This is a genomic window from Bacillus cereus group sp. MG4 (assembly GCF_040460055.1).
Lineage (GTDB): Bacteria > Bacillota > Bacilli > Bacillales > Bacillaceae_G > Bacillus_A > Bacillus_A wiedmannii.
In genome coordinates this window covers 4,804,914-4,816,298 of record NZ_JARVGZ010000001.1, presented here as the reverse complement: position 1 = coordinate 4,816,298, position 11,385 = coordinate 4,804,914, and the positions used below count along the sequence as shown (strand labels likewise).

Genomic DNA, 11,385 nt, shown 5'->3' with positions numbered 1-11,385 from the left:
CCTCTTACTTTTTAATTCGCAAAAATATTTTAACCGCTCTCCTCCCCCCGTTGAATGGTCCTCCAAGGAAAAGCCAAACTTTTTGACCGGGGGGTGTTTAAGAAACTAATTCAAAGTATTCTTCAATAAAATCCAAAATAAAAAAGACTTCTTCACTAGAAATCTTTAAAATATCTTTTGTAAATATTAAATTCTCTTCTTCTTTTAATCTTTCTCTTACATCAGTAAGCTTAAGTCGCTTGCACTTCCTTGGGTTCACACAGTCCCTTATCTGACAGTAACGCCAGTAAGAATACTTTCGGAACTGATTAAGCATGTCACGCTCATATGACGTACGCTCGTCCTTCTCAGCGTATTGAATCATTAAGTCAGTATCAAATGTCCAACTACTATCCACAATTATCATAGCTACCACCGTTCCTCATTAACGAACTTAGGCGTCTTCTTCTCAATCTTATCTAACCGATCATGTACTTCGTTGTGGCACCGAATACATAGGCATTGCAGGTTATCCAAATCCATTGCTAAGTGTGGATGTGTCTTCACCTCTTTAAGATGATGCACATTCTCAGCAGGCTTATATTTACCTTTCGACTTACACATTTGACATTCGTGATTATCACGCTGTAAAGCCTTGAGCCTTAGCGCTCTCCATTCTTTAGACTTATAGAACTTCATAAGCTTACCTTCCCTTATGAGCTTAATATAGTCCATCGTTAACACACCGTCCTTGCTCTAATACATTTAGGTTTACGATCTATAACCTGTGACTTCATTGTTTTATGTTTAACATAACCATATACTTTAGGTTGTGGTTGTTCTAGCTTATACTCCATATACTTTGCTGTAAGTTCTTTAATCTGTTCCCAGTAATCTGAAACAAACTGAACGATTCTTTTATACACTTCAGTTGCTAACTTGATAAAGGCTTCTCGAAGTAATTCAATATCAATCTTCATCCACTCACCCCTTATCTTTCTCTAACAAATCATCCATCAACTTATTGATTAAACTTGTTATAGCTTCTTCTTTATCCACAAGTGTTGTGTTCTCTTGTAATTCATCTAACACTTTAATTACATCTGGCAATCGTTCTAATCCAACATACTGTTTTATTTTCTTTCTACTATGAAGAGCGCTAAGGATTATGCCAACAACCATCGCTTTCTCAAGTTTAGTTAGTAATTGCATCTTTCCTCACTCCTTCTTTCTCCCCATCCTTTATCGCTTTCAATTGCGCCATTTCCTTTTCAACCATCTTATCTATCGGATCATAGAATTGCATTGAAGTTATAGTTACTTTTTCTTTTTCGCGATTCCATCCTTTGAACACTTTAATTACATCGTGACCAAGAACATTAACATCATGCAAAAACATTTTAAATAACTTAAACACATGAACCACCGCCTCTTAACTCAAAATAAAAAGCACCCGAATGGATGCTTTTCTCTCAATTATTAATTTGTATTTCAATTGCGGTACGTGAAGTTTTATTCTTTTTCCAATTACCTAATGTTGTTACATTCATGCACCCCAACATTATTAAGTAACTGGAAGAAGAGCAAAAGCTCCTCTCCGTTTACACAACAGATTTGACTTCGGAATTGAAAACAAGAAACAACATCTCATTCAATCCTCAACCATCACCCATAGCCTAACGATCCATTTGAGTTATAAAGGAATGCGAGAAATGTTTTCCGCCATTTCTCACAATACAAATATATCATGTTAAAAACCAAAACGTGTCCGTAAATAGTTCGCAAATAGTTCGCGGATAGTTCGCGGATTTTCTTCTAATAAAATTAAAAATATGACTTTTTAAATTCACTTACTTTAGCCGGTTTAGTAATAAGTTCTTCTACAATGAAATTTAACATCCAAAATAGTGTACTAGCTATTTTAGGGTTATCATCTATATCTATGTCTCCTGAATGTACAGCACTATTCCCAGCTAACCTCACTACGTTTAGTGCATCAAGAACAACATCATTTATATTGTCCCTTTCTACTAGTAGTTTAATATTATTATAAATGCTATTTCCTTTTGGACATTTTAACTCTATGAGCAATTTTTCTAATGCCAATCTAAGTAACGCACATGCAGACTTAGGCGAAAGCTGTACAACACTCCTTGCCTCTTTATATAAATCACTTACCGCTTTTGGCATATCAGGATTTGGATCATCAACACCATGCGTATTAGGATAGATTATATTTTCATCCTTCCAGAATATAGGCTGATTACAAATAGAACAAATACTCATATGTAATTCCCATTCTTTTCCTATAATATCTTGTTCAACCTTTTTACTACTCTCTGCATTTGTATATCCGTCTGGATCAATTTGATTTGAAACTATTCTAGGACGTTTTTTATACAGCTGCGAACCAATAAATGTTACATTCCCACTTCTACAAGATAAAAAATGCCATTCAACTCTAGTTGTACCTTTGCAATGTGGACAATCGAAAACTTCTGCATGTAGCTTGGGCAATTTACTCTGTTTACTCATTGTTACTCCTCCTTTTTATTCATATATCAAATTATGAATATTAAACCTTAATAAAGCAACAATTAAAACCAGTCAAAAATCCCAATAGTTTTTAGCCCATTTTCATGTGATTTTGATTAAATATGTTCTTTAATCCTTAAAAATGAATTAGCTATAAACTAGATTGTGTTAAATTCACCTATTCGGTTTAACCTTAGATATAGCAATATCTTTCGCATTTTATAAAAATGAATTTGACACTTTCAGTTTAAAGCTAATTCAATAAGTGATAAAAAAATAAAGGAATTAGATTCTAAACTTCCTTTGGTAATCATTTAATGTATCTTGCTCCATTCCGATATATCTCAATGTTTCTTTCTGATCAGTATGATTTAACATCTTTTGCAAAGCGACTACATCTTTAAATTGTTTGTAATGATGATACCCATATGTTTTTCTAAGTGAATGAGTACCTATGCGTTCTAATCCAAACTCTTCTGCAGCTTGATTTAATATTACATAAGCCATTGCACGAGTAATTGGTTTATTCTTTCCATTCCTACTCTTAATCAGATATTCAGTCTTCGATTTTCCTTCTGTATAATTCCTGATAGCTCTCTTCAGCTCTGAAGGCATCTTTACATCTTTGATCTTCCTTGTCTTCTTTTCACGTATTACAATATTCCATCCCTCAACATCCCTAACGCGTAAACGCAATATATCTGATATTCTGAATCCTGTATTAATACCAAGAAGAAACAGAATGTAGTTCCTCTCATTCTGCTTCTTATAGAATTCTTTTATTTCTTGTATGATTTCTTTATCTCGAATCGGCTGTACAATGTTCATACACTTTGCCCCTCTTTTTGTCTACGTGTTTTTTGAAATACCTCTTTCTTTAGATTGAAAGCTAAACGCAATATCGCACGACCTTTTAACTTGTAATACTTTGTTTTACCTATGCCTAAGTCCATCCAGATATCTGGGTCATATCCAATGTCATCTTCCATATAAAACTTCACGATTACCTCACGTTCATCATCTCTTAGGCGATTCACAGCATCATACAACCAACTCATAAATTTATTTCTTTCTTGTTCATACTCAATTCTTTCAATTGCAATATTTTCAGTTGAGCTATTAAATGCGTTTGTAGTTGATGGAGGAACAATAGAATATGATGGTGTCACTTTTGGCAGCATATCACATGGCATTGTTGCTAAATATGTACGATACTCATTGAATACTTTTTCAATTTCTTGTTTTGTTCTTTTCCCATCCACGATTGGCATTTTAAATGATAGTTGTTTATTCATATTAAATTCCTCCATTATTATTATTTTTGTCTTAATGCTCCACGTCTTCGTTCGTAACGTGGTCCATGAACTCCCATTAACTCTTCAATTTCACGAGTACTAAATTTCTCTTTTCGCTTTTCCTTGCCTTTCTTCTTTGCTTGTTTTGATTGCTTTTTCCACTCACGTAGCTGATCCTTTAACACCTTCATTTCCCCATCTCCCTTTTCAAAATAAAAAGGACACCTATTCCTAAAACAGCTTTAATGACTGCTTTAATGAATTGGTGTCCTCTAGTTTTCTAGCCGGACTATCTTCTGTTTGCTTTCACTTTAAAATACCAGCTTGTACAAAGATGTTTCTCCAAGCTTTTTCAACCCTATATTTATTAACCGCCTTCGTACGACGAGCAATAGCTTTTCTTGTTTTCCGTTTCTTTAAAGTAGCCATTCTCTTAACCTCGCTTTCTATTCAAAGGATTATTTTATTAAGAATTAATTATTTCTTTGATTCTATTGATCTTGTCTAAGCTGTTATCTTGTAATATTTCTCGATCAATACCAATACTTGCTCGTCTACGTGTATTCATTGTTTCGATATAACAAGAATGTTTATTTTCTTTATCCTTAGCAACCATCTGAATCCCTTCAAAAGAAGCGTCACACACATACTTGGTGTCTTCAAATAGCTCTTTCCAATTTCCCTTTAAATACAATCCCATGTAATACTCTATATCCTCACCACACGAAACGTTTAACTCCACTTCGAACTGATCATCCATTGTTGCTACAAGAAAAACCATATAAGCGCTTATTTCAGTTAATTTACCAATTCCTTCTTTCATTTCCCTCTACCCCCTGAATAAAACTCGTTATTCCGTCAATACTAATGCTGGACTACCTTCCCTAGGTAGCTTCCAACAAGTTTTTGAGCAGTTAGCTTTTTCTAGCTGCTCTTTTGTAGTACAGGCACCTATTTATTAGCAGGTACATAAACTATTTCGAACCTTACTTTTCGACTCATTTAATTGTTCATGACTCACAAACATAACAAAATGAATGATGTCATCTTATAAAACGAGCACTCTGGCACAAGTGCTTGTTTTATTTAGTTGATTTTCTACAAAATGAAATTTTTATTAAACTGCTTTTTATCGTGTATAACATTTCATTTTTGTCCTCATATACGGACTTTTTTGCTCTACACATATATACAGGTTTCGTTTACCATGTAGAAGAAGAGTAAGGTAAGAGTTACTCTTTGCCATAATAAGAGAGGAGTTGCTATTTATAGCAGGTCCTCTTTTATTATGATAAACTCTCACTAAAATAGCGTTTTGGTTTAAAATTTCTTCACATTTTATCCGGACAAGCATATGTTATTGTATGGAGACTCTCCACTCATAGAAATCTACCTTTCATGTCAAAGAGCATACTTATATGTGTGCTCTTTTTCGCTTGTTATGAAATAATTATTTTTTCTAAATCCATGCACGAATTTCTTACTTTCACATACTACCATTATTTACCTTTCTGTATAATGTGAACTCGTCACTTCCATTATGGTTAGGTATAAAGAGCGCTCACAATCTGTGCTCTTTTTATTTGTTATAAAATAACGGTTTTGTATAAATCCAATTTCCTCCTCACTTCACAGCGAGGCTCTTCACTTACTCCTATACAAAAATGTTTAATCATCCTATAATTAAACATGTTCGACCATGTGTGTATACCTTTTTGAAAACCCTTTTGGCTAGGAGAAATCCTAGCTTTTTATTAGCTTCTTTGAATAAAACCCAATATCCCGTTCATACTATAATTACATCTAGAGTAACATCCCTGATTAGAGCAGTTAGCTTTTTTGCTAACTGTTTTTGCTATATAAATAAGACATAAAATCGTCTTTTTCACTTCTATAACAGTAATACCTTTGCACTAATTACTATCAATTTTCATATATTATATTACGCTTGTCCTAAACGTGAAATTATCACTCAAGCTATCTAAAAAGAAAGGAGTGAAAATATGCTCTCATCTAGTCATACATTTAGTAACCTTAACTGTGGAGCACAAGCATCCAGTACACTACCTGCCCTTGGTTTTGCTTTCAATGCTACTTCACCTCAGTTTGCAATTTTATTTACGCCACTATTATTACCTAGTACGGGGCCAAATCCTAACATTACTGTGCCTGTAATAAGTGATACAATTAGTACCGGCACTGGTATTAGAATTCTTGTAGCTGGTATATATCAAATTAGTTATACATTAACAATCAGCCTTGACAACGTTCCAATAGCACCAGAAGCAGCACGATTTTTCTTAACACTTAATTCATCAACTAACATTATTGCAGGATCTGGAACTGCAGTTCGTTCTAGTATTATCGGAACTGGTCAAGTCGATGTATCTAGTGGTGTCATTCTAATTAACCTAAACCCTGGTGACTTAATTCAAATTGTCCCTGTTGAAGTAATTGGCACAGTAGACATTCGCTCTGCAGCACTAACAGTTGCACAAATTCGTTAATAAAAACACAACGCTATCCAATTAATATTTAATTTTTTATATACACCCTAATATATTTTTATGGATTTGACACACATCTATACCAAACAAGCATATGTTATTGTATGGTGACTATTTAGTCATACAAATTTAAAGCTTTCATAAGAGCACACTTATATGTGTGCTTTAATTTATTTTCTATACAATTATTATTTTTCCAATATTTCTTTGTCACCCTACACGAGAAAATACATACACTATATTCCGCTAACAAATTGGGCATTGTGAGCTATCATCTTATTGAAAGAGCATGCACTTTGTTTGTATGCTCTTTATTCATTCTAAAATAAAGTTTTTGTTATAAAACTGTACCTCGCTAAAAGACATACATACACTATCATGTGGTATTCTTTTTCAACTTTTTCTTAAAGAGCGCCTAGTAAAGCGCTCTTTTTATGTTTAAATAAGCATTTTGTTTCATTTCCATTAACCGTTTTATCCAACTTACATATAGTAATATCATCCAAGTGAATACCTAGGTCGCTCTGGACCAGCCTCCTGGTGTTCCTTGTGTTCCTGTTACAAAAAAATCCGTTTAGCATCAGCGGGTTTTTTTATTTTTCTGCATAAAATATCTATTTTATTAGCATTTTTCTTAAGCTTGCTCATATACTGTAATATACGATGTGCGATATCTTTTCCAGAGCCCCCTTTCGGGCTCATTTTTTATTAGTGTTTAATTGTTATAAAACTTACGCCCAAACAATCCAACCAAGTCCAACACCGACTAAAAAAGTAACAAACCCAAATACGATAATTTTTAACATCATTTCTAAGACTATTGCACCTAAACCATTCAGCATATTTAACACACCTACTTTTCTACAAAATTCAAATTTTATTTGATTCCGATTGACTATCATTTGTAAAACCGGAAATATTTACTCGATGTTTTTTCTGAATACTCATGCTAATATGTAGTTGCTGATTTTCACCATCCCGTGCACTCAGTAGCTGCATCCACTGTCTCTACTCTCAACCTTTTGAGAGTAGAGCTTTTAATTACAGCATTCCCTTCGAATCGCATGATTTTATTTAAACTTCTTTGTAATCGTTGTTTGTGTATGAGACAACTTTCCATTTACCCAATGTAAAACTTGTTGTCCATAGCCGCTTTCTGGTGGTTCTACAAAGATGATTTTTCCATCCTCTACAATGTAGATTCCCTTCGTCTTTATATCTATTTCTCTTTTCATTTACACACGGTCTCCTTTGCATATAAGAGCTCTCTTGATGAAAAACACCTTTAGTCCAGCTCCATAATTTCTTTCAATGTTCGATTGGACACATATACTTTAATGATTTGAATTCTCCCGTATGTTTCTACTGCCTTTTCTTTTGCTTCAGTCTCTGTATTCACTTCAAACCAGCGTAACTTCTGCTTTTCATCTCGGTCAAAAAATTCTACTGCGTAAGTTGGTGTAACCAAATGATTGGAAAGGAATTGTTCAGAAGTACTACGTGCGGCATAATCCACGGTTCCTACAACGTCTTCAAAGGTTAATTGTTTCATGCCCCTAACCCCAACGCTCTTTTTCCAATCGCACCTTTTCTTGCTAAATCCATAATAAGTAGAGTAATTTCGTCCGGATCTCTTTGTAATTTCTCACCTATTGCAAACACACTCTCGTTGTTTTTCCAAGCATTCTTCACTCGTAATACATCGTCTTCATCCCAAAACATGTCCAGTTCTTCTAAAGCGATGTACAAGTTACGTCGTTCATTCTTCATGTACTTTCGTTGCTGAGCTGAAATTGTATAGTTTTCTAACTGTAAATCGGTCATAAGCCTACACTCCTCTTCTATTGGCATGTATTAAGAACTCTCTCCGAAACGCTGTAATCTTTGTTTAGCAATCTCTCTTCGATAGCTTGTTGCTTTATTTTCAATTGTCAAACTCGTTTCCACCATACGATCATAAGATCGCTTCCCCACTTGTTGTAACATTTCTTTCGGCTTTAAATTACTTGTATACAAAGTAGGCATCTCTTTTCGATAACGTCCATCAATGATATTAAAAATCTTTTCTTCCACCCACTCGGTCGCTTTTTCAGCTCCGATATCATCAAGAATCAGTAAATCGCATTCTAATAGGGCTCTCATAATTTGCGCTTCATTTTCCTTGTTTTCACTGTTAAACGTACTACGGATACGTTGGAGCAATTCTGGGACACTTTGAAATACGACGATATAACCTTGCTCTGTTAATGTTTTTGTAATGGCAGCTGCCAAATGTGTTTTCCCGTTTCCAGGCTCTCCCCATACCCAAAGTGATTCTCCCTGCCATTCGGTAAAAGCTTGTACGTATTGTTTTGCTAACTGACACGCCGTCTCTGAACCATTCCGCTCTAGAAATGCTGAAAATGTACTTTTATCAAAACGATTTCCCACATTGTGAATGCTAAATAGTTTTTCAATTCCTCTTTTCTTAGCGAAGTTTTGATACTCTCTTACTTTCGCTTCTTCACGCTCTACCACACATTCACATGTAGGAAATACTTTATTTTTTATCCGTAATGCTGGGACTTCTACTACGATTGCCTTAATAAAAGAGTTACAGTGTTCACAGGTATAACCTTCGTCTTCCTCTTTACAAGCCGATGTATTCAAAATCCTCGTCATCACTCTTTCCACCGCTTCCATGATTCTTCGCTCCTTTTCTAGCATTCATTTGGATTGTTAGTTGATCAAACTTTTCACGTAGCTTTTTAGGAGATAAGATGTTTCCTTGCCAAAATGGATCTGCTTGGCACCAATCAATCACATCTTTTATCTCTTGTAATTCACGTTGATCTTTTTCACGCATTAATCTAAAATCCTTAGACCAAGAAATAAAATTAGGCTCTTTTTGTTTCGGATTATTACTCTTAATTTTTTCAAACAAATATTTTGCCGCATTGACGTCGCAAGTTTCAAACTTGTGACAATCCTTCTTTTTATTTGTAGTAATCTCTGTAGTAGTCTTTGTAGTAATCTCTGTTAAAAAATTTACCCTTTCGGTAAGTTGAATTTCACCCAAAGGTGCATTTGGAACTTCCCCAAAGGTCAAAATGCATTTTACCCTTTCGGTAACTTCGGAAATGTTTAACTTTATATGATGAGTCGGAGCACCATTAAATTTAAATTTTTGAACTTCTACAAACTCTTTCTCAATTAAAATTTTAATTGCCCGATCGTATTGCTTAGGAGTAATTCTAATCTCCTCTCTCCAATCTTCACGACCTTTAGCAAGCCAAAATTCTCCGTCCTTCTTCACTTTCAGCTTGCTCTTCCCTTGTTCGTTAGGTATGTACCAGTAAACAATTTGTCCTAACAAGATTCCTGCGATTAAATCCTCTGTAATATCCACATAAGCAAGTCTTACCGTATAACCATTTCTCGCAAAGGTTTCTAATTGAAATATATTGCTACTCATCTAATTCACCTGAGCCCTTTCACAAATTGCCATACCATTTTCTATTTTCAAAATCTGATAACCTTGGTAACGATTTGGCACACTTGTTATATATATATGAGTGTTGCTAGCTATCTCTTTTTCTGTTTTTGTGCCTCCATATACCCAAGATGGGAGGACGATGCTAGTCACGATATTCGATGCGAGCATAGGCCTTTTCTCCTTTACAAGAAAATCTCAACATGATACAATTTCAGTATCTTAATTTCGCGATTTTTTCCATAACACCCTATATCCCAATAGGGTGTTATTTATTTCTCAACAATATAAATTGAATATTCTTCCTTTCCATCTATCATTTTTCATATTTTCCTGTTAAAGTATGATTAAATCGTATTCTTTCACGAAATACCCTAACTTTTGACCTGCTGAAACAGGTCTTTTTTTGTATGCATGACGCAACATATGTTATGATGGATGTAACGTGTGTGTTTATTAAATCACCAGCCCCAACTGGTGGTTTCTCTTTACCATCCTTTTCCCTAGGAAAAAGGATTTTTGTTTCATTGGCTTATAATTTGGATTCATCTTTAAAAATGCCCGTGTCTTTTTTGTATGAACAGTAGATTTTTTCATCTCTAATTTCACAGCAATTTCCTGTTCTGTAAAACCATACCCAACATGCATAATAATTATTTTTTCCTCTTCTTCCAGTACACTTGTGACTTCTTGAAGTCCTACTGACACGATTACTTCTTCTTCCACATCAATTGGTGATACTGCATAATACTCGTTTACTGTTTCCTGACCTCGATGCAAATCAATCGAATGAATATTCATTTTATTCCTTTCCTCATGACTAACTCGTCTGCTGATTTTAAAAGGCGTTCCTTTCATGTGAATCTCATCACTTATTGCCCATTTCATACCTTTCATCACGTATGCATTGAATGTATCTACTCTCTCTGGATCATATTTCACACAATGCTCCCATAAATACATATGACCAACTTGAATTAAATCATCCAACTCCATATTGTTCATTTCTGCAATTTGTCCGGCTCTTGCGATACTTCCAAACTGTTGCTTTATTGCTGCAATTACTAAATGTTGTTTTTCTTCAAATAATTCTTGTGCTGTCATTTCCTTTTACCATCCTTTCTTATTTTTAGTTATAATAGTTTGCTATACAATGCACCCTCTCCACGGTTGAAGCATTAATCCCTATACTTCTTAAACGTTCTACAATCCCTAAGATGCTTTTGCGATCCTGTTCAAGTTGGTTATCATAGTTTTCTTTCTCACGGTATAGCGCTATAAGCTCTCTTCGAGCCAATCGTGCTTCTTTAATCCAAGTGCAAAGTAAAAATGGATCATTCTTTTGAATCGCCTCTATTTGTTTCTTTTCACAATGCTGCAAGAATTCATCTAGTATTTGTTTTTTCTGTACATCTTTCTTTAAAACTGATAACGTCATAGCGCTTTCTCCCCTCAAATTCATTCCACATCTTTTGTAAATTCTTTACTTGGTTTATCTAGTGCATAAACAGCAAGTAGAAGCCCACAGGTGCCAAATCCAACGATACATAGCGATACAATACTTTCTTCCATCGTGGTTATCTTCCCCTTTCGGCTT

At 34.6% G+C, this 11,385-nt stretch carries 20 protein-coding genes; 1 reads left to right on the top strand and 19 read right to left on the bottom strand.

Features of this window, described 5'->3' with window-relative positions:
• Positions 1-97: 97 nt before the first annotated feature.
• From QCI41_RS25395 to QCI41_RS25345, 11 genes are all read right to left on the bottom strand, one after another.
• Positions 98-406 carry a hypothetical protein gene (locus tag QCI41_RS25395; protein ID WP_353836359.1) on the bottom strand — a complete coding sequence of 103 codons (309 nt, stop codon included), beginning with the start codon at positions 404-406 and terminating at the stop codon, positions 98-100.
• Between the two features lie 2 nt (positions 407-408).
• Positions 409-678, bottom strand: coding sequence for an HNH endonuclease (locus QCI41_RS25390; protein ID WP_353836360.1), 270 nt, complete (start codon positions 676-678; stop codon positions 409-411).
• A gap of 38 nt (positions 679-716) precedes the next feature.
• Positions 717-959 (bottom strand): hypothetical protein, encoded by a 243-nt coding sequence (locus tag QCI41_RS25385; protein WP_284566134.1) that lies wholly within the window; start codon positions 957-959, stop codon positions 717-719.
• Between the two features lie 4 nt (positions 960-963).
• A complete protein-coding gene (locus QCI41_RS25380) occupies positions 964-1,191 on the bottom strand; it encodes a hypothetical protein (RefSeq protein ID WP_353836361.1) in 228 nt (75 codons plus the stop codon).
• Entirely contained in the window at positions 1,175-1,396 is a 222-nt protein-coding gene (locus QCI41_RS25375) for a hypothetical protein (protein WP_353836362.1), read from the bottom strand. The genes QCI41_RS25380 and QCI41_RS25375 overlap by 17 nt, the downstream gene beginning before the upstream one ends.
• A gap of 407 nt (positions 1,397-1,803) precedes the next feature.
• Positions 1,804-2,514, bottom strand: a complete 711-nt coding sequence (locus QCI41_RS25370; RefSeq protein ID WP_353836363.1) for a DUF4145 domain-containing protein — start codon at positions 2,512-2,514, stop codon at positions 1,804-1,806.
• A gap of 285 nt (positions 2,515-2,799) precedes the next feature.
• Positions 2,800-3,342 (bottom strand): tyrosine-type recombinase/integrase, encoded by a 543-nt coding sequence (locus QCI41_RS25365; RefSeq protein ID WP_098831933.1) that lies wholly within the window; start codon positions 3,340-3,342, stop codon positions 2,800-2,802.
• The gene (locus QCI41_RS25360) at positions 3,339-3,809 is read right to left on the bottom strand and encodes an ArpU family phage packaging/lysis transcriptional regulator (protein WP_098831932.1); all 471 of its coding nucleotides are present in this window, start codon (positions 3,807-3,809) and stop codon (positions 3,339-3,341) included. Before QCI41_RS25360 ends, QCI41_RS25365 begins: the two co-directional genes overlap by 4 nt.
• A gap of 20 nt (positions 3,810-3,829) precedes the next feature.
• Entirely contained in the window at positions 3,830-4,000 is a 171-nt protein-coding gene (locus tag QCI41_RS25355; protein ID WP_167514904.1) for a hypothetical protein, read from the bottom strand.
• Positions 4,001-4,115: 115 nt separating this feature from the next.
• Entirely contained in the window at positions 4,116-4,238 is a 123-nt protein-coding gene (locus tag QCI41_RS25350; RefSeq protein ID WP_000212570.1) for a DUF3983 domain-containing protein, read from the bottom strand.
• Positions 4,239-4,275: 37 nt separating this feature from the next.
• Entirely contained in the window at positions 4,276-4,632 is a 357-nt protein-coding gene (locus QCI41_RS25345; protein ID WP_353836364.1) for a hypothetical protein, read from the bottom strand.
• Between the two features lie 1,180 nt (positions 4,633-5,812).
• On the opposite strand from QCI41_RS25345, the gene exsF reads away from it, so the two are divergent.
• Positions 5,813-6,316: an exosporium protein ExsF gene (exsF, locus tag QCI41_RS25340; protein WP_353836365.1), complete on the top strand. Its 504-nt coding sequence runs from the start codon at positions 5,813-5,815 to the stop codon at positions 6,314-6,316.
• A gap of 1,070 nt (positions 6,317-7,386) precedes the next feature.
• On the opposite strand, the gene QCI41_RS25335 is transcribed toward exsF, so the two are convergent.
• The 8 genes from QCI41_RS25335 to QCI41_RS25300 form a co-directional block, all read right to left on the bottom strand.
• Complete coding sequence (locus QCI41_RS25335; protein ID WP_098398615.1) at positions 7,387-7,551, bottom strand: DUF3954 domain-containing protein; 165 nt, start codon at positions 7,549-7,551, stop codon at positions 7,387-7,389.
• Positions 7,552-7,601: 50 nt separating this feature from the next.
• Positions 7,602-7,868 (bottom strand): hypothetical protein, encoded by a 267-nt coding sequence (locus QCI41_RS25330; protein WP_353836366.1) that lies wholly within the window; start codon positions 7,866-7,868, stop codon positions 7,602-7,604.
• The gene (locus QCI41_RS25325) at positions 7,865-8,140 is read right to left on the bottom strand and encodes a helix-turn-helix domain-containing protein (protein WP_353836367.1); all 276 of its coding nucleotides are present in this window, start codon (positions 8,138-8,140) and stop codon (positions 7,865-7,867) included. Before QCI41_RS25325 ends, QCI41_RS25330 begins: the two co-directional genes overlap by 4 nt.
• Positions 8,141-8,170: 30 nt before the next feature.
• Positions 8,171-8,998, bottom strand: coding sequence for an ATP-binding protein (locus QCI41_RS25320; RefSeq protein ID WP_085312621.1), 828 nt, complete (start codon positions 8,996-8,998; stop codon positions 8,171-8,173).
• Positions 8,946-9,770, bottom strand: coding sequence for a replication protein (locus QCI41_RS25315; RefSeq protein ID WP_353836368.1), 825 nt, complete (start codon positions 9,768-9,770; stop codon positions 8,946-8,948). Before QCI41_RS25315 ends, QCI41_RS25320 begins: the two co-directional genes overlap by 53 nt.
• A complete protein-coding gene (locus QCI41_RS25310) occupies positions 9,771-9,959 on the bottom strand; it encodes a hypothetical protein (RefSeq protein ID WP_353836369.1) in 189 nt (62 codons plus the stop codon).
• A gap of 285 nt (positions 9,960-10,244) precedes the next feature.
• Complete coding sequence (locus QCI41_RS25305; protein ID WP_353836370.1) at positions 10,245-10,892, bottom strand: sigma-70 family RNA polymerase sigma factor; 648 nt, start codon at positions 10,890-10,892, stop codon at positions 10,245-10,247.
• A gap of 25 nt (positions 10,893-10,917) precedes the next feature.
• Entirely contained in the window at positions 10,918-11,226 is a 309-nt protein-coding gene (locus tag QCI41_RS25300; RefSeq protein WP_353836371.1) for a hypothetical protein, read from the bottom strand.
• Between the last annotated feature and the right edge of the window lie 159 nt (positions 11,227-11,385).